The organism is Hafnia paralvei (genome assembly GCF_020150375.1).
GTDB classification, from domain to species: Bacteria; Pseudomonadota; Gammaproteobacteria; order Enterobacterales; family Enterobacteriaceae; genus Hafnia; species Hafnia paralvei.
Window position 1 is genome coordinate 1,682,066 of record NZ_CP083737.1, and the last position, 27,000, is coordinate 1,709,065.

Here is a 27,000-nt window from a genome sequence, read left to right on the forward strand (position 1 = left end):
TTGAGCAAGAAAATAATTTCTATATGTTGTACTTCTGAAGGTATCCCCAGTGCGTCTTAATCGAGCAATAAGTCCCCTTGAACATGTCATTTATGGTCACTATAAGGTCGTGCATGGCGTGCGTATGGCGCTTGCATTTGTACTCACGTTTTTAGCCATTCGATTGTTGCATGTGCCTGAAGCTACGTGGCCGCTCATTACAATGGTGGTGGTGATGGGCCCCATCTCATTTTGGGGGAACGTGCTTACTCGTGCGCTGCAACGCATTATGGGAACTGTATTCGGTGCAACCTCTGGGCTAATTGCGCTGTATATTGAAATCTATTCGTTACCGTTGATGCTAGTGTGGTGTGCATTGGTGATGTTTGTGTGCGGCGTACTGGCTTTGGGTAAAAGGCCCTATATGGGGCTGTTGATTGGTATTACGTTGGCGGTCGTCTGCGGGGCAGGTCCAGGGGATATGAACACTGCGCTATGGCGGAGCGGTGATGTCATTATCGGTTCGTTACTCGCGCTATTTTTTACTTCCATCTATACCCAGAGAGCTTTTGTTCACTGGCGATTGATGATGAGTAAAGAGCTTAAAAACATGAGTGACTTTTACAGTGCGCATATGTCACCCAACATATTAGAACGTCCACATTTGTCGGCAAAACATCAGCAAATCCTTAATGAACTCGTCAAGGTTCGGACACTCATCTCACCCTGTGTACGTGAAACTCGCATTAATAAAGATGTGTTTGATGCCATTCAAGTCATGAGCCGCAATTTGGTGTCTACGTTGGAGCTATTGACCGATGCCTACTGGGCGACGCGCGAAAGTCATTTCATCATGCTGAATGCTACCACGTTGCGGGTGTTCCAAAAGCTCTCTATCAATACATTGAATGCGTTATCGAGCGCATTACTGAGCGGCAACATTGACGATGATCTGAGTGACCTGCCGGAAATGGGCGCGGTTTCTGTTGAGTTGAAGCATCTGATGGAAAATGCCAAAGCGGCGGAAAATATAGAGGCGCCTATCTATGGCTATGTGTGGCTGAATCTGGAGTTGGCAAAACAGCTCGATGAGCTGAGAGATTTGGTTAGCATGGCGTTAACGAAATAAGCGTGTTTTATAAAACGGCTTAATAATCTTAAGTCGTTTTATATAAAGCCAGCCTTCTTAAGCGCAAAGCCTGTGACAAGACTTAAACTATATTGAAATGTAAATTCGAAATAATAGCTAAATATGTCACAGAGTTTATGGTAGCATCCCTCTGTGTTCTTAAAAATAAAATAATAATTATCCATAAACATGGAATTAAATAATGGTTTGATTACATTGCTTGTGGTTGGATATATATAAATTAAAAATTAAATTTTATATTCGATGTTTACATTGAATATAATTAGCGATTCTTCTTTGTAAATTAATAAGAAAAGTAAAGTTAACCCCGCCTTTATTTGTAATATACCCTCGTTTTAAATTAACTACTTGGCACCCATTCGTTTATGGGGTGCTTATGTCGTTATTGTTTTACTTGGGTAAGTCAATTTTATAATAAAGGACTATGTCGCATGTTTAAGAAAACGTTGTTAGCGGGAATCACAGGTGTTGTACTTTCAGGCGTTGTTTTTAACGCCAGTGCTGCAGGTGAGGCAAACCAAGGATCCGGTAAAATTACTTTTACTGGTGAGGTGATTGAAGCTCCATGTTCAATCAAACCGGGTGATGAAGATTTAAAAGTCAACTTGGGTGAGGTTGCTACTAATGTATTAAATAGTACTCAGCAATCTTTAGCTGAGGATTTCACCATTCATTTGCAGGATTGTATTCTGACAGATAGCAAGGGGGTTGTGGTTACCGATAAAGTGAAAATCACTTTCACTTCACCTAACACTGATACCACAGATACAAGCCTGATGGCTAACACATTGCAAGGTAACATCGGTGCTGCTAGCAATGTCGGTGTGCGTATTCTCGATTCGGGAAATAATAAGTTAACGTTGGGCTCAGCGGTAACCGTGACCTTCCCTGATTCAAGTTCCTATCAAGAGTTAAATTTTAAAGCTCGTATGGAGAAAATCGGTACTGCGACGGTAACACCGGGTAACGTACAGGCTCAGGCTAATTATATGCTTGATTATAAATAAAATCACATAACCCCATTGAAATCAAACCGGTGAGACTGTCACCGGTTTTTAATAATGCTTTTTATACAAAATGTGTTTATGTGCAAAAATAAAAAGACCGGCCATTTAAATTTATTTCTTTTCATAAAGAAAGCGTTATGTTCAGTTGTCTTTTCGGCATTAGTGCCTTCGACTGTGTTGGCCACTGAGTTTAATACGCATTTTATGGATGTAGACGATCGTGACAATATTGACCTTTCTCAATTCGAGAAGAAAGGGCAGATCCCTGCTGGGCAGTATATTGTTCAGGTATCGATCAATAAAAATGTGTTACCTAAAACATGGACACTAGAATGGCTCGCTGCTGATAACGAAAGCGGAACTCAGTTGTGCTTGACCGCCGAACACTTGCAGCAACTTGGCTTTGACGAGACGTTTATTAAACAACTTCATGAATGGAATCAGCAGAAATGCTTGGACGTTACCCGTAAACCAGAGCTCTCGGTTAAGCTCGATAAGGCTAATATGCTGCTGAACTTAACGGCTCCACAGTTATGGATGAAATATCAAGCCAAAAATTGGACGCCGCCAGAGTATTGGGATGATGGTATAGCAGGCGCATTGTTAGACTATAACGTATATGCCGGCCAATACGAACCTCACGATGGCGATAGTACACAAAATATGAGCTCTTATGGAACGCTAGGATTCAACCTCGGCGCTTGGCGTTTTCGCTCTGATTATCAGTACAGTGAAGATTTTATTAACGGTAAATCGAGCGGTAGCGAAGCCACGCTTTCCCGCACTTATCTCTTTCGTCCTATCCCAGCGATATCATCAAAATTTACTGCGGGACAGTACGATCTTGATTCCGATATTTTTGATACCTTTCACTTTACAGGCGCTTCGTTGGAAAGCGACGAACATATGCTACCGCCAGATTTGCAAGGTTATGCCCCCCAAATTACAGGTATTGCACAGACCAACGCCAAAGTGACCGTTGAGCAAAACGGCCGTGTGCTCTATCAGACAACCGTGTCACCAGGCCCATTTACCATCAGTGACTTAGGGAATACGCTGCAAGGACAAATGGATGTGACGGTAGAAGAAGAGGATGGGCGCAAAAGTACGTTTCAAGTCGGTTCTGCATCGGTCCCGTTTCTCACCCGTAAAGGCCAGGTGCGATATAAGGCCTCTGTTGGAAAACCGACAACGACCTCGCACAACGATGTGAATAACCCTCTTTTCTTGACCAGCGAATTCTCATGGGGCTGGCTAGGCAATACGTCACTTTACGGCGGTGCGATTCTGACGGCTGATGATTATCAATCGATTAGCTCGGGGATCGGTTTTAATCTGAATGAGCTGGGTTCTATATCGTTTGATATCACGCGTTCTGAAGCCGAACTGGGCTACTCTGAAACACCACAGGAAAGAAAAGGCGGTTACAGTTATCGAGTGAATTATGCTAAACGGTTTGAGTCTACAGGCAGTCAGGTCACGTTTGCCGGGTATCGTTTCTCAGATAAAGAGTATGTGACGATGACTGAATATCTCAATTCACAGGATGGGGACGAGAATACCGATGATGAAAAAGAAAGCTACATTCTCTCCTTTAACCAAACGATCGAATCGTTTGGTGTGAATGCATACTTTAATATCTCTCGAGATACATACTGGAATTCTAATAGTGATACCCGTTATTCGCTCTCACTAAGCCGCAATTTTGAGCTTGGTGATATCAAAGGTATTTCTGCCTCACTATCGTTAACGCGTACCCGCTGGGATGGCGAAAACGAAAATCAATATTATCTTTCTTTCTCTGTTCCTCTCGGGCTAGGCAGCAGCATGTCATATAACGTGCAGCGCTATGGGGATAAAACCGCACAGTCTGTTTCTTATTACGATTCTTCTGACAAGAACAATACGTGGAACGTTTCCACATCCGCGGATAACGATCAAATAAGAGATGGAAAACCCGCTTTGCGTGGCGGTTACCAGCACTATTCGCCGTATGGTCGCTTTAATTTAGCGGCCAGCGTCCAACCGAACACATACAACTCGCTGAATGTGGGTTGGAATGGTTCTGCCACCGCGACTCGCTACGGCGCGGCGCTGCATGATTATACCAGTGGTAACAATGCTCGCATGATGGTGGACACTGACGGCATTGCTGGTGTTGCGCTCAATCGCAGTCGTACCGTAACGAATGGCTATGGCATCGGTGTCATTCCTTCAATCAGCAATTATCAAACGGCAACATTGCAAGTCAACAGCAACGATCTGCCAGAAGGCGTTGATGTGAGTAATTCGGTGATTCGCACCACTCTTACTGAAGGCGCTATTGGCTATACGGCACTAAGTGCGACCAAAGGTTATCAAATTGTGGGTGTTATTCGCCTTGCCGATGGTCGTTTTCCTCCACTGGGTGTCACCGTTGTTGATGCCAAAACGAACAAAGACGTTGGATTGGTTGCCGAAGAGGGGTTCGTTTATCTCAGCGGTATTCAGGAAGGAAGCATGTTGCGTGTTGCGTGGTCCAGCAACATCTGTGAAATCACCCCACCTAATCAAAGTAATATCAGCGAGGCAGCCATTATATTGCCTTGTAAGACCGTTCATTAATTCAGGTTTAATAAGATGAAAGTAAGCTATTCATTAGTGTCACTTATTTGGTTGCTCGGTGTGAGCAGTATGATAAACGCCGCGGTGCTTCCCGATCGTACCCGTTTAGTGCTGAATGAAACGGATAAAAGCGTGTCGGTCCGATTAACGAATAAGAGTGAAACGCTCCCTTACTTGGCCCAGTCATGGATTGAGGATAGCGAGGGTAAGAAAACACGTAATTTTATCTCTCCGTTGCCACCGCTACTGCGCTTAGATCCTAGAGAACAGAGCCAAGTTCGGTTAATGGCACTTCCGCCGTTGGCTACGCTACCGAAAGATCGAGAGAGTCTGTTTTATTATAATGTCCGCGAAGTTCCCCCGCGCATGGAAGATAAAAATGCCATGCAAATTGCCATGCAAAGCCGGTTAAAACTTTTCTGGCGGCCTAAAGCAATAGTCCTGAAGGCGGGGGCTGTGATGACATGGGATAAAGTCGATATTTCTCAGACGGCAAACGGGATAAATTTTAAAAATAATACGCCTTACTACGTAACGGTTGGCTATATTGGCCTTGACGGTAAGACGCTTATCGCGGGCGGAAATAGCATTATGGTCGCCCCTTTTGACCAAGAAACTATGACAGTAAAGAATTTGCCGTCTCGTTTCCAGATTGGCTATGTCGGTGATTATGGCGGTCTGACCCTCTACAAGATTAGCTGCAATTCAGTGCAGTCAGTTTGTCAAAATACGGCGGTACTGAAGGAATAAATATGCGCAATCTTCTCTTTTTGTTAGCTCTTGTCTCTGTATTCTCGTCATCCTCTGCCTGGGCGTTAGATTGCTATAAAGACAATCATGGCGGGTCTATTAGATTTAGTGCCATGTTACCTTCGTTCATTATTCCAGAGAATGCGCCATTAGGAAGCAAAGTCTGGGAGAGTGGTGACGTTAACTTGACCGTGTATTGTGATAACTCCGCCGATTGGACTCAACATGCTCCAACGGAAACTGTTCATGCTTGGATTAAACTTCCAGAAATAAACAGTAGCGATGTGATTGATAACCCCTATTTTACCTTTGGGGTAACTTATGAAGGTGTTGATTATGAAACCACAGGGTTTGGAATTGATACGGGAAAATGTTTAGATAAATCATCCAGTGGTAACTATGCTGGTCATACTCCCGTATGCAACGGAGTGGATTATCAAAAAAATATTAGTTTTAATGCCCGATTTAGATTGTATATGAAGCTTAAAGCGATTCCTGCGACCAGCGATACTGTTTACGATTTCGGTAGTATTAACGTCTTACAGTTTGATGGCTCGGGAGGCGCAAACCTTCAATCAAATGCAAAAAATCTACGTTTTAATATCGATGGATTGAGCAACGTGCGCTTTTTGGATTGTAGCGTAGACATTAAGGTTTTTCCTGAAAGTCAGGTAGTGAGTTTTAAGCAAATTGATAATTCATCTATTCGTACAAGCCCTGCAACTGAGCCTTTTAGTATCTCGACCATTAAAGATATGAGTGCAGGTTGTACTCAGCAGTTTGATGTGCAAACCAGTTTTTATACGGATGATGTACTTTACGATGCAACGCATCTTGATATGGATAATGGTTTGCTGCTGAAAATCTTCGATGAAGAAGATCATGCTGCCATTGAATATAACCAGTACAAGGCGTTTACCACTTATATTCCTGGACAGGGCTCAGATACGATTACACATGAGTACACTGCGGAATTAACAAAAAATCCGACTAAAGAAGTGTCGATAGGGCCATTTAGTAAGGATCTCATTATCAAACTTAATTACCATTAAACTTTTAGTAGCATGGCGCGCTAGGCGCCATGCCATAAACATTATTTAGCCGTGTCTGCTGCTTTTTTTGCTGCATCAACCCAGCCATCAAATGTGGCTTGGTGGGCTTTGATCCAACCGTTAACGTGGCGTTCAATATCTGCTTCTGAGTTTTCACCCTGATGCATGCGCAGGTTCTGTGCGTTGACATCAGCAATGGGTAACTTCATTTCGGCAAACAGTTTAGCCGCAGCAGGGTTTTTCTCTGCGAAGGTTTTGTTTGCTACGATCTGCATATTGTTGACTGGGAAGCCGTAGTTAGCACCGTTTGGTAGCTTGGTGTCGACATCTTTCAGGCTACCAGGAAGAGCAGAGAATGGCACTTGTAACCAGACAACATCACGTCCTGGTTTCAGTACATCGCTGACCCAATACGGCGTCCAAGTGTAATAAAACACAGGCTTACCTTCTTTAAAGCGAGTCATTGTGTCTGCAATCAGCGCGGAATAATTACCTTGATTGTGTTCGACGGTGTCGTTTAAACCATAGGCTTTTAACTGATAGTTAATTGATGCTTCGCAACCCCAGCCTGGAGTACAGCCTGCCAAATCGGCTTTGCCATCGTTATTCGTATCGAATAACTTGGCGATTTTGGGATCTTTCAGCTGTTCAATATTGGTGATGTGATATTGATCGGCCGTTTTTTTGTCAATCAAATACCCTTGTGCCGCACCCGTTACATACTGGCCTTCGCGATAGAATTTCTTATCGCCTCCCGCGCCGTTGTACATATCTGAGTGAAGCTGATCCCAGTTTACCGCTAAGAAGGTTGCATCACCTGCGGCAACCGACGTGTATGCGACGTTGTAGTCCACCTCTTTGGTCGGCTGCACGTCGTAGCCTAGTTTTGTCAGCGCCTTGCTCACCAGTTGGGTCTGGAAAGTCTCTTCGGCAATACTGCTCTGAATTGGCTGTACAGACACGCCTTTACCCGGCAGTTCAGCAGCCTGAGTGGAGAAGGTGGTAGATAGTGTACCGAATGCCAGAGCGGTAATGGCCAGCATAGATGCGATACGTTGTTGTGTTTGCTTATGTTGTTTTGTTTGTTCTGTCATGAATATTCCTGTTTATTTTAGGTGGAGGGAATACGACTGCCCAAATCTTCCCCATAGAACAGTAGGGTGGAAGAGTGAGAACCCAAATCGGGTTACTGGTGATGTACCTCCCTCAATGAAGAGGGAGGCTGGGGACGTGTTATCCGCGTTTAATAAAAAGACGTGCGACTAGCCCAATAGGACCGCTCATGTACCAGCCCTGCATACCGCGGCTGCGGCGATCGCGACCAACAGATTGAGTGAGTCGGTCGAGGATAATCGCCAGAATGACGATGCCGACACCCCCGATGGATGCCAGTCCCATATCAAGGCGACCGATACCGCGTAATACCATCTGACCTAAGCCGCCAACGGCAATCATCGATGCAATGACGACCATGGATAGTGCTAACATTAGGGTCTGGTTTACGCCCGCCATAATGGTAGGCATCGCCAGCGGTAGCTGAACTTTAAACAGCATCTGTCGTGGACTTGAGCCGAAAGACTCTGCTGCCTCAATGAGGTCAGCCGGCACTTGCTGAATACCTAAGCTGGTTAAACGCACAATAGGGGGGAGCGCAAAGATGATAGTTACCACGACCCCTGGTACGTTACCGATACCAAACAGCATGACGATAGGCACCAGATAAACGAATGCCGGCGTGGTTTGCATCGCATCCAGCAACGGCCTGATGACGCGAGCAGCTCCTTTGCTACGAGCCAGCCAAATACCTAGCGGTAAGCCTATCAACATGCAGAAGAACAGCGATGTGAGCACCAGCGCCAATGTCACCATTGCCTGTGACCAAGCACCGATCGCCCCAATGGCCACGAGACCAATCAGGGTAGCTGCCCCCATTCCTAGTCCCGCACATTGCCAGGCAATCAGGGCAAATACTAAGATTGCGATAGGGGCTGGCATACCTTGTAAGATGTTCTGGAAGCCGCTGAGGACAAAGTCCACGGGCATACGGATCCCTTGAAATACCGGGCGACCATGGCTGACAAGCCAGTCAATACCGTGAGTAACCCAACTATCAAAGGGCACCCAGGTGTGATGGAACGGGTCCATCAGATTAAAATGCTCGGCTTCAGGCGTCGGCGCGCTGCTTAACCAGTCGCTGCTTTGTGCCGCGTGATTACTGGCGGCATCCGTCGTTGCCGGTGATGAAGACCATGCGTCTGCGCCTTGCGATGCGGAGGTGGCGTTGCTGGCGGCTGATTCTGCGGGTTCGGTTGCCCATGGATTACTCGTTGCGTCACTCATTGATTAGGGCCCTCTTTGTCAAGTGCTTGAAGTAGCGTACCTTTATTGATAATGCCGATAAAAATACCGTCAGCAGAGGTTACTGGAACCCCACAAGGGGATTGAGCAACCAAAGAAATTAACTCGTTGAGCGAAGTATCTGCATCAACGGCTTCTGGAGCTGATAGCAGGGCAGAATCTAAGGACTGACCTTGAGAGAGCGCTTGCTTTAATGATTCAACGGACACGATACCAATATATTTTTGGCCGCGTTCCACAACATAACCATAATCATGATCTTCATCCTGCAGTAATTTCAATGCAGAGCGAGGACCAAATCCTGGTGTTTTTCGAATCAGAGAGAGATGTCGGCGACGAGCAATATCTTTCGCACTAAACACCTGACTAATATCCACACCTTTAAAGAAGGTCTTAACATAATCATTGGCAGGATTATTCAATATTTCTTCTGGTGTTCCGACCTGAATAACTTCACCGCCTTGCATAATAGCAATTCGGTCGCCAATACGCATGGCTTCATCCAAATCATGTGAGATAAATACAATGGTTCTCTGTTGTTGAGATTGAAGTCTTATTAATTCGTCCTGCATTTCCGTACGAATTAAAGGGTCTAACGCAGAGAAAGCTTCATCCATTAAAAGAATATCAGGATTAATTGCCATTGCCCGAGCTAAGCCCACACGTTGGCGCATACCCCCTGATAATTCATCAGGGTAAGAATGAGCATGACTTTCCAAACCGACCTGACGTAAGGCCTCTAGTGCTTTTTGATGACGCTCAACCTGAGGCACGCCGGATAATTCGAGCCCAAAGGCGGTGTTATCCAATACGTTTAAATGAGGCATTAGTGCAAACGATTGAAAAACCATACTAATTTTACTGCGGCGAATATTGCGCAGTTTCTCTTCCGAGACTCGAGCGATATCTTCACCGTCAATCATGACTTGGCCACGGGTCGGTTTAATCAGACGATTGAGAAGGCGTACCATGGTGGACTTGCCGGAACCTGAGAGTCCCATGATGACAAATATCTCGCCTTCTTCAATGGCCAGACTGGCATTTTTAACGCCAACGGTCAGACCTGTTTTTTCAAATATTTGGTCTTTATGCAGACCTGATTCAATAAGTTTAAATGCCCGCTCGGGATGTTCCCCGAATACTTTATATAGATTCTTAATTTCTATTTTAATAGTCATGCAATAATAGAGTGTCCTATAATAATGATAATTAAGTCACAGATTATTTAATGCAAATAATCCAAATGTTTTGAGCGAAATCGTCTAATACCCTAACATAATGAGATGATGAGACAACCCCTAAATCCAGATTAATACCTTATTTGGGGTTTACATAACCAAAAATATTCGTTATGGTAAAATGCTGCTGCGCTTTCGTCCTGGTTTTAACGTTGGTCTGTTTTTTGGTTATTTGTGCTATTGTTTGCGTAAATTAACGCTGGAATATTTTTTAGTAGATAGATTTACCCAAGCATATAATTTGGATAGGAATGATCCTAATATTTCATTTATTATATGCTTCTTTATAAACATTATTATCCACTGATATTCTCATCGTTCGACAGAATATCAGGCTGATTTTTTGCCTCAAATATGAGAAAATACGCCCCTGTTCCTCTCTGCTTCGAGTATCAATGGCTCTCTCTTCGGCAACCAAAAATCAAATAACCCAGTGGTATAAAGCTCTTTCAGATCATATCCCTGATTTCATCCCGCGCCCACAGCAGCGGACGATGATAGCGGAAGTAGCAAAAACGCTAGCCGGTGATGACGCACGCCATTTAGTGATTGAAGCGCCGACGGGGGTGGGAAAAACGCTGTCATATCTCATTCCTGGCATCGCGATAAGTCGTGATCAAGAAAAGCCTTTAGTGGTGAGTACTGCTAACGTTGCCTTGCAAGATCAAATCTACAGCAAAGATTTACCTTTATTGCGTAAGATTATCCCTGACTTGAAGTTCACCGCTGCGTTTGGACGCGGCCGCTATATCTGCCCGCGCAATTTGGCTGCGATGGCGAGCGCCGAAGGTATGCAGGGCGATCTCAAACTGTTTATTGAAGATGATTTGCAACCAAGCACCGCCGAAGAAAAAGTGTTGTGTCAGAAGCTTAGTAAGCAATTGGCAGGCTATCGCTGGGATGGACTACGTGATCATCTCGATGAAAATATTGACGATAAATTGTGGGGAAAGTTAAGCACCGACCGTGCAAATTGTTTAGCGCGCAACTGCATGTACTTTCGTGAATGTCCTTTCTTTATCGCCAGACGTGAAATAGAAAGCGCTGACGTCGTGGTTGCCAATCATGCGCTGGTGATGGCCGCGCTGGAAAATGAATCTGTTCTGCCAAATGCCAAGGATTTATTACTGGTGCTGGATGAAGGCCATCATCTGCCCGATGTTGCCCGAGATGCATTAGAGATTGATGGTGAGATCACTGCCATATTTGTTAATAGCCAGATTGAAGGTATTGCTCGCCATATTGAGCAGTGTGGTACGCAATACAGTCCAAAGAATCGGCCTAAACTTATGGATAGCGAGCGGTTGAAAGCGCACTGTGAAGAGATGCGACAGCTAACCACCGACTTTGATCGCATGGCTTCATCTTTACTTCCTGTAGGAAGCAGTGACCCTAACTATCGTTTTGAGATGGGGGTATTGCCAGAACCCATGGTGGATATTGCCGTGCGGCTTTATAAGCTAACCGATGGGCTCCGCGGTTTGGCTGAATTCATGATGAACGATTTACAGGAAAAAACCGGTAGTCACGACATTATGCGTTTGCATAAGGCTATTTTGCAGATGAGCCGTAGCTTCAGCTATTTGGAAGCCATGACCAAACTGTGGCGTTTGACAGCCATGGATAAAGCCTCAAACGCGCCTATTTCAAAATGGCTGACGCGCGATGTCTTCGATAATGTTCAGCATATTTATCTGCATTGTGTCGGAATCAGAGTGTGTGATCAGCTGGAGAAAATGCTTTGGCGAAAAATACCTCATGCCATTGTTACGTCGGCAACGCTACGATCTCTGAATAGTTTTAGTCGAATAAGCGAATTATCTGGGTTGAATGAGAAAGCTGGCGATCGTTTTGTCGCCTTAGATTCCCCGTTTAATCATCCTGAACAGGGGCGTCTTGTTATTCCACAAATGACGCTAGAGCCTGCGATGGCGCAGGAAGCCGAACATTTACGGCAGATGGCTCATTTTTTCCGACATGAATGGGAAAACGGAAAACATACTGGCATGTTGGTGCTGTTTGCAAGTCAGAGGGCGATGCAGACTTTTCTCAGCTTTCTTCCGGCGTTACGGCTAGGTTTGCTGGTTCAAGGAGACCAACCGCGTTACCGGCTGGTAGAAGAGCATTGTCGGCGTGTACGTAAGGGCCAGCAAAGTGCACTGGTGGGATTACAATCCTTCGCTGAGGGATTAGATCTAAAAGGTGAGTTGCTGACGCAGGTACATATTCATAAAGTGGCGTTTCCCCCCATTGATAGCCCAGTCATCTTGACCGAAGGCGAATGGCTGAAGACCTTGAAACGTTATCCATTCGAAGTGCAAAGTTTGCCGGGAGCTTCGTTTACTCTGATTCAGCAAGTTGGTCGTTTGATCCGTAGCCACGAATGCAAAGGCGAAATTATTATTTATGACAGACGGTTACTGAGTAAAAGCTATGGCGCACGATTGTTAGGTGCTTTACCGGTGTTTCCTATTGAACAGCGAGCGATGCCCGAGGGCAATTTACCCGCGCTTCCGAAATCCGAATCGAGTAAAAAAACGAGCAATGCAACGCGCGCAAAGCGAAACGCACGGCGCCGCGGGTGAATATGCGAGGTATAATTGTCAGCGTGAATAATGCCACGTAGTATCCAATATATGATGTGAGTGTAAATTGGATGAGTACGAGGTGTTGCTGTGGACTATGCACAAATTATCAAAGAGGTTGGTCGCGGTAAAAATCATGCTCGCGATATCAGCCTGGAACAGGCAGAAGCACTATTTGATGCCATGTTGGCAGGAAAAATTCCTGAGTTAGAGCTCGGCGGTATTTTAATTGGGCTGCGCATTAAGGGCGAAGCTGAGCAGGAAATGCTTGGGTTTTATCGCTCGATGCAAAAGTGGGCTCCCAAGCTGGAGCTTCCTAAGGGAATGCCAATGCCGGTGGTGATTCCTAGCTATAATGGCGCGCGCAAGCAGGCAAATCTCACCCCGTTGTTAGCCATGTTGCTCGCAAGAGAAGGTGTACCCGTTTTAGTACATGGCGTCAGTGAAGATCCTAGCCGCGTCACCAGCGCTGAAATCTTCCGTGGGCTAGGTATTACAGCAACTCAGAATTTACAGAATATCGATTGGCATACGGGTAAACCGATATTTATCGGCGTAGAACATTTGTCTCCAGAAATGTACCAGATCCTTTCATTGCGGTGGCGTATGGGGGTGCGCAACAGTGCTCACACGCTGATTAAAATGATTAACCCATTTGCCGGTGATGTATTACGCATTGCAAGCGTGTCTCATCCTGAATATATCCAACGGATGTCAGGACTATTCAATCAAACAAACTCAACGGCGTTGCTTTTGCATGGAACCGAAGGCGAAGCCTATGCTAATCCGCTACGTTGTCCCCAAATGCATTTATGCCGTAATGGTAATATCAGTACCGTGGTTACTCGGGAAATGGGGGAGGGAGACGCTCCTGAATTGGCAGAAGCGAAGAGTATTGAGTCAACAGTCAATTGGACTCAGCGTTGCTTACGTGGCGAAATCACTGTTCCTCGAAGTATACAACTTCAGGTTGAAGCTTGTTTACGCGTAATTAGTGTTAGTTAATTGTTGCTGAAAGTTTCTTGCGGATTCTCTATTTGTATACTAAGGCGCCTATTTATAGGCGTTTTTTCTATTATTGAACTTTGGATTAAGCTGTGTGAAATGAATAATGTTGTTGTCGCAAAACCCCATTTATTAGACTTATCAACCAAATACAATAATTATATTGGTTTTAAGTGCTGTTTTATTTTGATTTTTAGTTAAAAATCATTAATTATATTTAGTGCCAATATCTCTGATATCTATATTATTTTTTCTACTGTATTCTTTTTATTAGAATTATCCTAAGTTAGCATCCATTACATTCTACGCACGGATTTCAGATTATTTTTAAACAATATGGCTACTATACATCACACTGATATTGACCCTGTTTTAAAACGCCCTGATAACGATTTCCCCGCTCATTTTCAACGCAATGATGAAATTGACTTAATTGAATGGTTCCTTATTGTTTTAAAGTCAATTAAAACAGTTGTAATTATCACGCTATGTTTTGCTCTGCTCGGATATGGGGTTGCCAAGATTCTTCCGCAAAAGTGGACAAGTGATGCAGTCATTATCCCTCCACAGGGTGAAGAACTGACCTCTCTGGATGCGCTGAAACCCCAACTGTCTGTGCTGGGAATTGATTTTAACGTCGGTGAGAAAGAGCTTCTGAGTCTCTTTGTTCGAGACTTTGACTCACAGATTTTACGTCGAGAATATCTTGTTAAAACCGATTTTTACAAACGCCTCATTGAGAACGTTGATCCTAACGATGAATTAGCCAAGCGCCGCATTCTGGATGGTTTGGCGACAAAAGCGTTTGCGTCCTTCAGTAGTGAACTCAGCAAGACACCAAGTGAAACGGCTTATTCTTACTACAAGCTGTCGTTTACTGCCGATACCAGCGAAGATGCTCAGAAAACACTGCAGGGATATATTTCCGTCGTAAACGCCTCGGTAGAGAAGTTTATCGCCAGCAAAATTCAGCGTCAGATTGACCTGAGCCTGAGTAGTGAAGAAGCTAAATATGAAATGGCGCTTTCACGGCTAAAAAATGCGCAAGAAGTGAGCATTAATCGTTTGGGATATTCATTGTCAATTGCTGATGCTGCCGGCGTTAAACGTCCTCTTTACAGTAATGGTACCGCCATTAAGGATGATCCGGACTTCTCCATTGCTTTAGGCTCTGATGGCTTAAAGCGTAAGTTAGAAATCGAGAAATCTATCAGCGATCTTGCTCAACTGAATTCCGGTTTGCAGGATAGTAAGTTAATTATCAATAAATTACGCGAGCTGAAATTAGCCGATGTTAACTTCACTGCTTATAAATATCTGATGATGCCCAACGAACCTGTGAAAAAAGATAGTCCAAAAACGGCGCTGATTGTGCTCTTGGCTACCTTGTTAGGTCTTATTGCTTCAGTCGGGTTAGTAACGGTACGCCACGTCGTGAAAAGTCACCGTGGAGGACAAGCGGTTAGAATGAAAGAGATCAACAGCTAGTCTGAAAGCGCTGATGAAAAACGGGCCGAATGGCCCGTTTTTTTATGCTGCTCATTGGCTGGCGAGATTAAGCTCCACGACGTTTACGAATAAACATCCATCCCATTCCTAAAATAATGAACCACAGCGGTGTCACCATCAGTGCCTGACGGGTATCGGCCTCTAGGGTTAACAACACAATCACGAACACAAAAAACGCTAAACAAACCCAGCACATCAATTTGCCCAACGGCATTTTGTAGATGGATTTCTCGTGTAGGTGAGGGCGCTGTTTACGATAAACCATGTAAGAACACAGAATGATAGACCATACAAACATAAACAGGATGGCTGAAACCGTGGTGACCATCGTGAATACGGTAACGACGTTAGGGATCAGGTAAATAAGAACCACTCCACCGAGTAGGCAAATACAAGAAAAGGTTAAACCGGAAGAGGGAACCGCGCGTTTAGATAGCAATGCGAAGCGCTTAGGTGCAACGCCATCCTGCGCTAAACCATAAAGCATACGGCTGGTTGAAAATACGCCGCTGTTAGCGGAGGAGGCCGCTGAGGTTAATACGACGAAATTAATAATACTCGCAGCGGCAGGTAAGCCCGCCAACACGAATAATTCTACAAACGGGCTTTTATCGGGAACAACAGAGCTCCACGGGGTTACCGACATAATCATAATTAACGCAAAGACGTAGAACATGATGATGCGGATAGGTATAGAGTTGATGGCGCGGGGTAGGGATTTCTCTGGATCTTTGGTTTCAGCCGCCGTGGTTCCAACTAGCTCAATACCCACAAAAGCAAATACGGCAATCTGGAATCCCGCAAAAAATCCGCTTAAGCCTTTCGGGAACCAGCCTCCGTCATTCCATAAGTTACTAAAGGAAGCCACGCTACCAGTGGGGGATTCAAAGTGCATTAAAACCATGCCAAGGCCAATGAGGATTAATGCCACGATAGCGACGATTTTTATCATCGCGAACCAGAATTCCATTTCCCCGAACATTTTTACCGTTGCTAGGTTTAATCCCAGCAGCAATAGCACAACGGCAAGAGATGCGACCCAATCAGACAGACCAGGGAACCAGAACTGTGCGTAGGCCGTTATTGCAACAACGTCAGCAATTCCCGTCACTACCCAGCAGAACCAGTAAGTCCAGCCAGTGAAATAACCCGCCCAAGGCCCTAATAAATCGGCAGCAAAATCGCTGAAGGATTTGTATTCCAAGTTGGATAAAAGCAGCTCACCCATGGCTCGCATCACAAAGAACAGCATAAAGCCGATAATCATGTATACAAAAATGATCGAGGGGCCCGCTAAGCTGATCGTTTTGCCTGATCCCATAAACAGCCCCGTGCCGATGGCACCACCAATGGCAATGAGCTGGATATGACGGTTGGTGAGATTGCGCCGTAGGTGTTCTTCGCCTTTGGCTGGGCTCGTAGCCTCAATTTTTATCTGATCTACCATTAATGTCTCTTCCTTCTACCTGTCTGTCAGTTGTGTGCCTTGAGCTACGTCATTACGTATACATTTGTGCGTAGGACGATAGCGTATGGCATTAGGCTCTGGTGGCCTTTTAGATACATTGCGGAATAGAACGACTATTACGCAGGACATCAACGATATTAAGGAAGAAAATAGCAATTGAATACTAATAGATGAACGTAATGTTAATTATTTGTTTTTTTATAGATCTTGATCGGCAGTGAATTGTGAGGCATTTCAAATCTATTAAGATAAAACATCTGCTTGATCACAAAATCACCGTCACAATGGCGCAGTGTATAAGGCTATATGAAGGATATTATGAGTAGGGCGGAATAATTTGATGTTACCCAGACATAAAAAAACGCCACCGAAGTAGCGTTTTTATTGGGCATTCAGGACAAGGTGTTTGTGCGTCTGGACTAGCTATGTGCCGGGTTGGTCAACACTCGGCGAGCTTCGCGGTAGCGACCTTTCCAGTAGCTGTCGTTCAGGCTAGAGATCGTCACACCACTGCTGGTGGAAGCGTGAACGAATTGATCGTTGCCTAAGTAGATACCCACGTGGCGGCCTGTTGATCCCGCACGGAACAGAACTAAATCACCGATGCGTAACTTTGTACGTTGGATTTGACGGCCCGTATCTTGTTGTTCTGATGTTGAACGCGGCAGGTCTAAACCAAACTGTTCACGAAAGGTACGTTGAACAAAGGCGGAGCAGTCAATGCCGCGTTTGCTGTCGCCACCTAAACGGTAACGAACGCCTTTCCACGTTGCATATTGATCCATGATTTTGGATTTAATATCCACATTACGAACCATTGCTTCAAATTCATCCTGAGACGCTTGAAGTAAAAGACCATCTTTGTCTTTAACTGCATGAGTATCAGTTTGTGCGTAACGATCAGATGAAGAATGATTTGCACTACATGCCGACAGAAGTACTGCGGCGGCGATAGCAGGAGCTAATCGCAAGATATATCTCAGAATCGGTTGAGACTTGACCATTATTGAAGATTTTCCTTTTTGTCCTTAACGACGGAGTCGCTATCTAAGAATGCCATTCAAGAGACTAATAACAGCTTTCCCACATGACAATATTTACATATGAGAACTGTGTGTCAGAGCACACTTTTATCACTATTTTTCTCAAAAACTCAGAATCTATGCACAAACGTTGAAAGATTACCGGATCGAAACGGCTTTGGCGAGACTTTTTATCTATTTTATAGGATAAGACGCTACTGTAATAATATGTAATATTTGAAGATTATCAAAATAAGGGGAGATAATTAAGACAAAGGCGCAAGAGGGATAGATGGTATAGGAATTGTCTGAATGAGAACTTATGCAGTGCTGCTTTCCTCCCCCTTAAATGTGACATTTTATTTCGGGGGGAGGCCAAGAATCATTATGGTCGATATTTGCCGGGTAAATGCTTGTCTAACAGGTTGAGCAGTGCATCCGACGCTGGCGTTAACAACCACCAACTTAGCCCAACCAGCACCACACTGAGCGAGCCGACAGCAATATCGCTAAACCAGTGCGCACCAATCATTATGCGTGGCAGGATAAAAATAACGAAGATCCCTAATGCAATGATGAAAGAGCGCACGGTGAAATAGCGAAGCATAAATACGGCAAAAATGATGAGCATCATGCCATGGTCGCCGGGGAAGCTATCGCGAGAGCTATCTTTGGTATTAATCCCCGTCAGCTCGCCGACTCGATTGATATTCTCAAAAAAGTGAGTTGGGCTAGCGCGTTGCACTGGCAGCAAATGACCCAGTTGATTGAGAATCACGGCAGTAAATAGGATCACAACGCCTAAAATAAGCATGCGTCTTTTCCCGTAACCATCGCGCTTAACGAAAAACGAAAGGTAAAGCAGTCCCATGCTCAGCAAGGCAATGGCGTCGAACGCACGATTATTGGTATAGGCCACCAAATATAAGAATGTACGATTGGTCGCGAGATGTTCGTTAAAAAAGAAGAAGATCGACGAGTCAATCGGGAACCAAAAACCGTGATTAGTGGGCAAATACCAAGATAGAAATAAAGCTATACCAAGGATATTAAACAAAATAATCCATGGTAGATTGCGACGAGCCATACGCTAAACCTAGACCTATTTAAGAATTCAAAAAATTAAGATATTGCTTTAATTCGAGCTTTAAGAAGCGCGCTTTGTAACGTATTCCAGTCCGTTTCCGCGTCATGTATGAGTTCTACACGACTGTCTAACGGCGAACCTTGACGAGTTTCGATATGAAAATCATCACCTTGACGATTTACAATTAAAGTACCTTCAGGAATGCGCAGCGTTCCTTTCACTCGTATCACTGGAGCTAACCGAACCCATTCGAGCACAGCCACGGTATCAAAGATTGTTTCTGCACTGAAAACCCATCCACAGCTAAAATATCCCTGTCCTTGATTAAGAGAACGACGCCAGTTTTGTCCATCAGGCAAACGTAAGGCAGCAATACCCGATGATGGCGCTTTACTGTGATGGTGGTGCTTTGCATTAGGCAATTCAGCCAGATTTTCACGTGCGCTATTTAGCAAGGCGACCTCAATTTGGCCTTGCTCTGCCGTAACAATCTTCCGCCCTTTGCCTGATTCCTGTACCCAGCGCGCCAGCTGCTCTCGGTCATGGTCACTGTACACATCTTGCTTGTTTGCCACGATGATATCGGCAGCAGCAAGCTGATCGCGGAAGTTTTCATTGCCGGTGTACTTTTCATCGCTGAGTTGGCGAGCATCAAGAATGCACAACGTCGCATTTAGCCCAAGCCACGCTTGATAGACATCCGACATCAGTAGATTAAGAATCTGCTTAGGGTGGCCTAAGCCCGTGGGCTCTATCAATAGTCGATCGGGTTTTGCTTGTTGCAGCAGCATGTTCAGACCAACCTGCATCGGCAATCCGTTGACGCAACACATGCAGCCACCAGGGATCTCTTTAAGCACTGCACCTGTATCCGCTAATAGGGAGCCGTCGATACCGATTTCGCCAAACTCATTAACCAGAACCGCCCATTTTTCGTTTTCGGGTTTGTTGGCTAATAAGTGTCGCAAAGTGGTCGTTTTACCACTGCCTAAAAATCCGGTGATGAGATTTACTTTTGTCATTTAATACCCCGACTCAACCACTTTACGGCTGCAATTTTACCATATCTCCCCATTTTCTCAGGATGGAGAAAGTGCTGTCATGCTAAACAAAAGTTAAACGAAAATAAAACCTGATCAGGTCTATTTCGGTTTTGGTTAGCGTGTAGACCTATCCATTTTCTTTATTTAATGCTGATAGTTTTCTCTATCACGTGGTTACCTACCGTAATTCAATGAGTGTACATATATTCCTAAGGATTCTTTTTAGGCTGCCGTTGGTTTTTTCATCGGCTGCTATCTTTAAAACACCATCGGTTCATGTGAGTGCGATCTTCGGTGGAGTGATGACTAGCTAGCAGCAATTTGTGTGGGAAATTAATGAGGTGGCCATGAAAATTTCTCGGTTATCGATGTTTTTCGCTGTCGGCTTGGGATTGCCTTTATTTGTTAGTGTTGTAACTCCGGTTCATGCGGTAAGTACTGGCGTCATTCATTTTGTTGGCGTGATTGTTGAAGATGGATGCGACGTTGCATTAGAGAAAAATCATGTAAAAACACGCTGTGAACGCAATGGCAAAGAGGAGAGCTTGAGTCGACCTATTAGCCAGATTAGTACCAGACCTTCTGAACTTCCGGTCTCTGTTGGAACCAGCCAATTAAAATGGATTAATGAAAGCCACACGTTGGGTGTGCTTACCATTAACTATCACTGACAACGACTCTGTATCTGAAATAACCCATCTTTAATTTGGCGTAGATAAGGCAGACTTATCTACGCCTTTCTATTCGTGCGTTTTCGCTTAGGTGATTTCTTTGCTGTGATACAATCAGACCAAATCGTCATAGTGTTCCTATCATTTGAGTATTTGGTCTGGCCAATTATGGTGTTAATTTATCCTCATCAGCGTTTACGGTAGAGAAGGTAGCAGCATGAGATTGTATCAAGAAGTCGGAAATACTCTGCGTAATCTGATCGCGCAAGGTGCGTATCCTATTGGGGAGCGGCTCCCCCCAGAGCGCGATATTGCTGAACAATTTAGTGTCAGTCGCAGCGTGGTGCGTGAGGCGCTTATCATGCTGGAGTTAGAAAAGCTGATTGATGTACGTAAAGGTTCTGGTGTGTATGTTGTGGCTCTACCGCAGAGCCAGCGTCGCGCCGCTGTGACAGATCTTGATGAAAATACGTATGGACCTTTTGAATTGTTACAAGCAAGACAGTTGCTTGAGAGTGAGATAGCCGCTTTTGCGGCTGTGCAGGCCACCAAGGCTGATATCATGAAAATGCGCAAAGCGATTGAACAAGAACGCCAATCACTGTCGCTAGGCACAGTAGATGAAAGTGCCGATGAGCTCTTTCACTGTCTGCTTGCTCAATCAACCCAAAATAGCGTGTTAGCCAGTATGGTGCACGATGCTTGGCAAGCGAGAAAACATAATCCGATGTGGAGTGGCTTGCATGTTCATACCAGCGACTTTAGCTATCGTTGGAACTGGCTAGACGATCATCAAAAAATTCTACATGCCGTGCTACGCCGTGATGCAAAGTCGGCAAAACAAGCCATGTGGCAGCACTTGGAAAATGTAAAAACAAAATTGTTGGAGATTTCCGATCCTGAAGATCCAAGTTTTGATGGATTTTTATTTGAATCAACGCCTGTGTTACCCAATGAGTGATCTTATACTGTAACTATTGGCATGGTATTACCGTGATTTTCCCCTGCGCAATGCCAATGATTTAATGTTTTTTTCTTATAAAATTGTGTACCAGATAACCATACCCAACAATAAATGGCTATTTATGGCAGTTTATCGACATAATGAGCAGAACACTCATCATGAGTTGCTGGTAACTGATATATGACTCAACTTTTTCGCACGGTTAACTTTCGACCTGTAGCTCGACTGCTTGTCTCTCTACTGGTTGCAACTCTGATCCTTATTATTGCCGTAATGACTATTTCTTGGCAGATTTCACGAGGCATGGAGCGGGATATTGCACAGCGGCTGCAACGTGCTGTAGCGCAATTTGACGCGACGCTACAGAATGCTGAAATCGCGGCGAACGCCGTGCGTGGCTACCTTGGAAAAGAGTGTTCGACTGAAACGCAAAATGCGTTGCGCTACCAAGTCACGGTGGTTCCTGATATCCGTACGGTCAATCTGGCTACGGGCAATAATGTATATTGCTCTTCGCTTGCAGGTAAATATTCGACGGCGGTAAATACCCCTAAATATGTGGGGGGGATGTTGTTGATGCTCAATGGTAACCCCGTCACGCCTAACCGTTCGCTTATCGCGTTTCGTAAATCCTATGGCGAACATAGCGTATTAGTGGGCATCGATGGGTATTATCTTAAAAATGTTCTAGAGCTGCTTAAGTCACCAACAGAAATCCATCTTTTGGTCGGTACAAGTTGGATGGACAGCTCTGGGCATGTCTCTAATGACAAATTCAAACCCCACGGAACCAGTTATTTTCAGACATCGAAGCATTTCCCTTATTCAGTGGCAACAGAAATTCCTTATTCCACGCATTGGGAGTATGTGTGGGAATACTCGTCGGGTAGTATTATTTTATTCCCTCTGTTGGCTATTTTATTAGGGGTTATAACCTACCGCACTATGGGCCGCGTTAACTCGCCGTTATCAGAGCTAAGAAGTGCGCTGAAAAACCACGAATTTATTCCTTATATCCAGCCTGTTGTGAGCTGTGAAAATAATGATTTGACTGGATGCGAAGTATTAATGCGCTGGCGCCATCCACAAATGGGAATGATCGCACCTAACCAGTTTATTCCATTGGCCGAGGACTCCGGTTTGATTGTGCCTATGACTCGCGATTTAATGGCGCAGGTGAGAGACTACTTTGCCCCCTTAGCTGAGCAGTTGCCATATAATTTCCATTTTGGAATTAACATCAGCGCTAGCCATTTCAAAGATCTTAGCCTTGTCGACGATTGCCGCTTGTTTATCAACGCGTTTGAAGGCTATAAAATTCAGCTTGTGCTGGAGCTTACAGAACGTCAGCTCATTGTCCCCAGTGAACTCACTCATCGCATATTCCACGAGCTCCATGAACTTGGCGTTAGGATTGCGCTAGATGACTTTGGTACAGGCCATTCTAGTTTGGCTTATCTGAGAGAATTCCAAATAGATATCCTTAAAATCGACCAAAGCTTTATCCGCATGATTGGCTCTGACGCGTTATCAGGTCATATTGTGGATAATGTGATTGATTTGGCTAAGCGTTTGCAGTTGGTCACTGTTGCTGAAGGTGTGGAAACATCAGAGCAGGCAGAGCATCTTAAAAAATACCATATCGATTACCTGCAAGGATATTTGTTTGGCCGGCCAGAGGATCAGAAAACCTTTAGTGATAAATGGTTATAGCGAAATGCTTTGGTAGGAATTGGCTATCCTAAACAGGATAGCCAATAGAGATTTACTTCACTAAAGATGCGCAAGTATTAGCCGCACCATTTTCAACGAGCGCTAAATAAGCCTTGGTCACTGCCTGCACAAATGCAGATTGTTTTGGCAGTTCGTCACCGAATACGGCTTTAATTCCCAGCAGCGCCTGAACGCGCGCTTCACCTTCTTGGCTAGCAGCAACCGTTGCTTTCAATGTGTCTAACATTGGGTCACGAATATCAATGGTTTGGTGATGGTCATCAACGCCCCCCACATAGCGCATCCAACCCGCGACACCCAATGCCAAGCATGGAAATGCGTGATCATGGGCGATATGCCAGCGAATGGAGTCCAGCATACGCTGAGGTAACTTCTGAGTCCCATCCATCGCAATTTGCCATGTGCGGTGCTTCAGTGAGGGATTGCTATAACGCTCAATCAAACGATCGGCATACTGCGCCAAGTCTACGCCGGTAACGCGTAACGTTGGCGCTTGCTCTTGCAGCATCAAGCGGTGTGCTGCAGTTCGATAGGCGGGATCCTCCATACAGTCGTTGATGTGCTGATAGCCAGCCAAATAGCCTAAGTAAGCGAGAAATGAGTGGCTGCCGTTGAGCATGCGCAGCTTCATTTCTTCATACGGGAGAACATCTGCCACGAGTTCGGCACCGGCGATCTCCCACTCTGGACGGCCTGCGACGAAGTTATCTTCTACGACCCACTGGATAAACGGTTCGCATGCAATTCCACAAGGATCTTCAATGCCGATCGCCTGTGCGACTTCTGCCAGCGTTTCCTCGGTTGCCGCTGGTACGATGCGGTCAACCATGGTACTTGGGAAGGTCACGTTAGCCTCGATCCATGCAGCCAGTTTTTGGTCGCGCGCATTGGCTAAGCCTAATACTGCATTTTTCACAACGTGACCGTTTTCTGGAATATTGTCGCAAGACAGCACGGTAAACGGCGGCAAATTGCGCTCATGACGTAGACGTAAGGCTTCAACAATCACTCCTGGCGCAGAGGTTGGTGCCTGAGGTGCAGCTAAGTCTTGTTTAATCAGGGCGTTGTTCAGATCCAGCTTTCCGCTACCCGGCTCAATGCAGTAGCCTTTTTCCGTTACGGTTAAGGAAACAATGGCTACCTGAGGCTCAGCCATTTTCTCAATAACGGCCTGAATTCCGTCGAGATCCGAGTGCAGCGATTCATGCACGGAGCCGACAACGATAGCCTGATTTTGCTCTGCACCTTTTTCTAACACGGTATAGAGATGGTTTTGCTCGCGTAACTGCTCGATCAGCTTTTCTCCACCGAACAGGTTAACTTCGCAATAACCCCAGTCCCCGCCTTTTTGATTCAGCACACGATCGGTTAACAGCGCCTGATGGGCGCGATGGAATGCTCCAAAACCAAGGTGAACGATACGGCTTTTGAGTGCGCCACGGTCATAGGTTGGCTGTTTAACGCCGTCTGGCAAAGAATGATTTGCTAGGTTTTTCATGCTGAACTCCATTAGAAGATGTACGCGGCAGACGGATAAAAGCCTGTCAGCATCAGAACGGTGAAGTAAAAGGTGTTAGACCACTTTGCTTGCCAGCAATACAGTGCGCTTTTTCAGCACGGAAGTGTTCAAGCTGTATATAAACCAACGCGGTCTGACATCTTACAAGATCGTCAAAGTGGCTTGCAGTCTAAAGTCATATGACAGAAAATGAAATTGGTTAGTCCAAAATTCTAGAATATTCGTGAAGTGGATCAACCAATAGTGGATTGGGTTTTGACAGGAAAACGCCAAAGAGTAAGGTAAAAGCTAAATGATACCTGTGTGGTTTTGGTATAACAGCATTACGAATTTACCGACTTAGCGTGGCATTTGCTGCCAAATCTATCACAGAGAATCCTCAAAACACGATTACTTGTATTTTCACCCGCAGAAGGTAGAGACAGATGGAACAAACTTGGCGTTGGTATGGCCCGAACGATCCGGTGTCATTGGATGATATTCGTCAGGCTGGAGCAACCGGCGTAGTGACAGCATTGCACCATATCCCTAACGGAGAAGTTTGGACAGTTGAAGAAATTGAGAAGCGTAAAGCGATTTTAGCAGCAAAAGGACTGACGTGGTCTGTTGTTGAAAGCGTGCCGGTTCATGAAGAGATCAAAACCCAAACCGGTAATTATCAGCAGCACATCGACAACTATAAACTGTCTCTGCAAAACTTAGCAGCCTGTGGCATAGATACTGTGTGCTACAACTTTATGCCAGTTCTGGATTGGACACGCACCGATTTAGAGTATGAGCTGCCAGACGGCTCTAAAGCCCTGCGTTTTGATCAGATCGCGTTTGCCGCTTTTGAGCTCCATATTCTTAAACGTCCGAATGCGACGGAAGATTACACCGCAGAAGAGCAGGCGCAGGCCAAAACCTATTTTGACAATATGAGCGAAGCGGATATTGCCAAGCTTACGGGCAATATCATCGCTGGTTTACCAGGAGCGGAAGAGGGGTATACGCTGGACCAGTTCCGTGCACGTTTAGCTGAATATGATGGTATTGATAAAGCCAAGCTGCGCGAGCATATGGGATATTTTCTGAAAGAGATCGTCCCAGTGGCAGAAGCCTGTGGCCTGAAACTGGCGGTACATCCTGATGATCCACCGCGTCCGATTCTCGGTCTGCCTCGCATTGTTTCCACCATTGAAGATATGCAATGGCTAAAAGACACCGTAGATAGTATCTACAACGGTTTTACTATGTGTACCGGTTCTTACGGCGTGCGTGGCGACAATGATTTGGTCAAAATGATTGAGACCTTCGGCGATCGCATTCATTTCACACATTTACGTTCTACCTGCCGTGAGCAGAACCCGAAAACCTTCCATGAAGGTGCGCATTTGCAGGGCGATGTTGATATGTACGCGGTGGTAAAAGCCATTCTGACCGAAGAGCAACGTCGGCAGAAAGCGGGAAATATGCGCCCAATTCCGATGCGTCCAGATCACGGACACCAGATGTTGGACGACCTGAAGAAAAAAACCAATCCGGGCTATTCGGCGATTGGTCGGCTGAAAGGTTTGGCAGAAGTACGCGGCGTCGAATTAGCGCTTAAGCGTGCGCTATTTCCAGAAATGAAGTGATTTTAGTCGTTTGAAATCACAAAAAAAGGGATGCCGAGGCATCCCTTTTTGCTGTTTTAACACAGATTAGTCAGCGCGGCCCATAAAGCGACGTTCTTCAATATGGATACGGATTTTTTCACCGCTGCTCAGGTATTCTGGAACCTGAATCGTCAGACCCGTGCTCATTACCGCAGGCTTGGTGCGTGCGCTTGCAGAACCGCCTTTGATACTTGGGCTAGTTTCAACAATTTCCATATCGACGGTTTGAGGCAGCTCAAGCGCTAGAACTTGGCCATCCATTGTCAGTACCTGAATGCCTGGCATGCCGCCTTCAGGAATAAACAACAATTCCTCTTCAATCTGATCTTTTTTGAAGGTGTACGGGGTGTAATCTTCGTTGTCCATGAAGACGTATTCGTCACCATCGATGTAGGAGAAGTTAACCTGACGACGGCTTAGAGAAATCTCCTCCAGAATGTCATCGCCTTTAAAGCGTTCTTCAACTTTCAAACCGGTACGAATATCGGAAAAACGCATTTTGTACAGTGTGCTAGCGCCACGAGCGCTTGGGCTTTGTACATCGATATCGCGAACCAGCAGCAGTTTGCCGTTTAAAGTCACCGCCATACCGCGTTTAATTTCATTAGCTCTTGGCAT

Annotated in this window: 21 protein-coding genes; 12 read left to right on the top strand and 9 right to left on the bottom strand. The window is 45.2% G+C overall.

Annotated features, from left to right (window positions below; translation table 11 throughout):
* Positions 1 to 49: 49 nt before the first annotated feature.
* The 5 genes from K9N75_RS08000 (at position 50) to K9N75_RS08020 (ending at position 6,542) form a co-directional block, all read left to right on the top strand.
* A complete protein-coding gene (locus K9N75_RS08000) occupies positions 50 to 1,108 on the top strand; it encodes an FUSC family protein (protein ID WP_008812906.1) in 1,059 nt (352 codons plus the stop codon).
* 452 nt (positions 1,109 to 1,560) lie between these two features.
* On the top strand, positions 1,561 to 2,136 hold the full coding sequence (locus tag K9N75_RS08005) for a fimbrial-like protein (RefSeq protein ID WP_061060234.1): 576 nt from the start codon (positions 1,561 to 1,563) through the stop codon (positions 2,134 to 2,136).
* 78 nt (positions 2,137 to 2,214) lie between these two features.
* Complete coding sequence (locus K9N75_RS08010) at positions 2,215 to 4,740, top strand: fimbria/pilus outer membrane usher protein (RefSeq protein WP_224452449.1); 2,526 nt, start codon at positions 2,215 to 2,217, stop codon at positions 4,738 to 4,740.
* Between the two features lie 15 nt (positions 4,741 to 4,755).
* Complete coding sequence (locus K9N75_RS08015; protein ID WP_008812909.1) at positions 4,756 to 5,490, top strand: fimbrial biogenesis chaperone; 735 nt, start codon at positions 4,756 to 4,758, stop codon at positions 5,488 to 5,490.
* Positions 5,491 to 5,492: 2 nt separating this feature from the next.
* Complete coding sequence (locus tag K9N75_RS08020; protein WP_130954981.1) at positions 5,493 to 6,542, top strand: pilus assembly protein; 1,050 nt, start codon at positions 5,493 to 5,495, stop codon at positions 6,540 to 6,542.
* Between the two features lie 41 nt (positions 6,543 to 6,583).
* Here K9N75_RS08020 and proX read toward each other — a convergent pair whose 3' ends face one another.
* The 3 genes from proX to proV form a co-directional block, all read right to left on the bottom strand.
* Entirely contained in the window at positions 6,584 to 7,636 is a 1,053-nt protein-coding gene (proX, locus tag K9N75_RS08025; RefSeq protein WP_004096035.1) for a glycine betaine/L-proline ABC transporter substrate-binding protein ProX, read from the bottom strand.
* 139 nt (positions 7,637 to 7,775) lie between these two features.
* Positions 7,776 to 8,882 (bottom strand): glycine betaine/L-proline ABC transporter permease ProW, encoded by a 1,107-nt coding sequence (gene proW, locus K9N75_RS08030; protein WP_008812911.1) that lies wholly within the window; start codon positions 8,880 to 8,882, stop codon positions 7,776 to 7,778.
* Positions 8,879 to 10,078 carry a glycine betaine/L-proline ABC transporter ATP-binding protein ProV gene (proV, locus tag K9N75_RS08035; RefSeq protein ID WP_130954982.1) on the bottom strand — a complete coding sequence of 400 codons (1,200 nt, stop codon included), beginning with the start codon at positions 10,076 to 10,078 and terminating at the stop codon, positions 8,879 to 8,881. The genes proW and proV overlap by 4 nt, the downstream gene beginning before the upstream one ends.
* A gap of 455 nt (positions 10,079 to 10,533) precedes the next feature.
* Between proV and dinG the strand changes: the two genes are divergently transcribed.
* The 3 genes from dinG (at position 10,534) to wzz(fepE) (ending at position 15,216) form a co-directional block, all read left to right on the top strand.
* Complete coding sequence (gene dinG / locus K9N75_RS08040; protein WP_130954983.1) at positions 10,534 to 12,723, top strand: ATP-dependent DNA helicase DinG; 2,190 nt, start codon at positions 10,534 to 10,536, stop codon at positions 12,721 to 12,723.
* A 90-nt stretch (positions 12,724 to 12,813) separates the two neighbouring features.
* Entirely contained in the window at positions 12,814 to 13,728 is a 915-nt protein-coding gene (gene ybiB, locus K9N75_RS08045) for a DNA-binding protein YbiB (protein WP_064574498.1), read from the top strand.
* Between the two features lie 336 nt (positions 13,729 to 14,064).
* Complete coding sequence (gene wzz(fepE), locus K9N75_RS08050; protein ID WP_008812915.1) at positions 14,065 to 15,216, top strand: LPS O-antigen length regulator Wzz(fepE); 1,152 nt, start codon at positions 14,065 to 14,067, stop codon at positions 15,214 to 15,216.
* 67 nt (positions 15,217 to 15,283) lie between these two features.
* On the opposite strand, the gene cycA is transcribed toward wzz(fepE), so the two are convergent.
* The 4 genes from cycA to K9N75_RS08070 all read right to left on the bottom strand — a co-directional run bounded on the left by cycA (position 15,284) and on the right by K9N75_RS08070 (position 19,836).
* A complete protein-coding gene (gene cycA / locus K9N75_RS08055; protein ID WP_008812916.1) occupies positions 15,284 to 16,684 on the bottom strand; it encodes a D-serine/D-alanine/glycine transporter in 1,401 nt (466 codons plus the stop codon).
* A 440-nt stretch (positions 16,685 to 17,124) separates the two neighbouring features.
* Positions 17,125 to 17,709, bottom strand: coding sequence for a bifunctional murein DD-endopeptidase/murein LD-carboxypeptidase (gene mepS, locus K9N75_RS08060; protein ID WP_004096016.1), 585 nt, complete (start codon positions 17,707 to 17,709; stop codon positions 17,125 to 17,127).
* A gap of 403 nt (positions 17,710 to 18,112) precedes the next feature.
* Entirely contained in the window at positions 18,113 to 18,814 is a 702-nt protein-coding gene (locus tag K9N75_RS08065; protein ID WP_039189612.1) for a phosphatase PAP2 family protein, read from the bottom strand.
* Between the two features lie 35 nt (positions 18,815 to 18,849).
* Positions 18,850 to 19,836: a CobW family GTP-binding protein gene (locus tag K9N75_RS08070; protein ID WP_224452450.1), complete on the bottom strand. Its 987-nt coding sequence runs from the start codon at positions 19,834 to 19,836 to the stop codon at positions 18,850 to 18,852.
* A gap of 368 nt (positions 19,837 to 20,204) precedes the next feature.
* Here K9N75_RS08070 and K9N75_RS08075 point away from each other — a divergent pair, with 368 nt between their 5' ends.
* The 3 genes from K9N75_RS08075 (at position 20,205) to K9N75_RS08085 (ending at position 23,205) form a co-directional block, all read left to right on the top strand.
* Positions 20,205 to 20,528 (top strand): YmdA family protein, encoded by a 324-nt coding sequence (locus tag K9N75_RS08075; protein WP_008812919.1) that lies wholly within the window; start codon positions 20,205 to 20,207, stop codon positions 20,526 to 20,528.
* 217 nt (positions 20,529 to 20,745) lie between these two features.
* Positions 20,746 to 21,489, top strand: a complete 744-nt coding sequence (locus tag K9N75_RS08080) for a GntR family transcriptional regulator (RefSeq protein ID WP_008812920.1) — start codon at positions 20,746 to 20,748, stop codon at positions 21,487 to 21,489.
* A 183-nt stretch (positions 21,490 to 21,672) separates the two neighbouring features.
* Positions 21,673 to 23,205: an EAL domain-containing protein gene (locus tag K9N75_RS08085; protein ID WP_130954987.1), complete on the top strand. Its 1,533-nt coding sequence runs from the start codon at positions 21,673 to 21,675 to the stop codon at positions 23,203 to 23,205.
* Positions 23,206 to 23,257: 52 nt separating this feature from the next.
* Here the strand turns inward: K9N75_RS08085 and K9N75_RS08090 are convergent, their stop codons facing one another.
* A complete protein-coding gene (locus K9N75_RS08090; RefSeq protein WP_224452451.1) occupies positions 23,258 to 24,724 on the bottom strand; it encodes a mannitol dehydrogenase family protein in 1,467 nt (488 codons plus the stop codon).
* A 446-nt stretch (positions 24,725 to 25,170) separates the two neighbouring features.
* Between K9N75_RS08090 and uxuA the strand changes: the two genes are divergently transcribed.
* On the top strand, positions 25,171 to 26,361 hold the full coding sequence (gene uxuA, locus K9N75_RS08095) for a mannonate dehydratase (RefSeq protein ID WP_004096008.1): 1,191 nt from the start codon (positions 25,171 to 25,173) through the stop codon (positions 26,359 to 26,361).
* 66 nt (positions 26,362 to 26,427) lie between these two features.
* Here uxuA and yeiP read toward each other — a convergent pair whose 3' ends face one another.
* A complete protein-coding gene (gene yeiP, locus K9N75_RS08100) occupies positions 26,428 to 27,000 on the bottom strand; it encodes an elongation factor P-like protein YeiP (RefSeq protein WP_004096007.1) in 573 nt (190 codons plus the stop codon).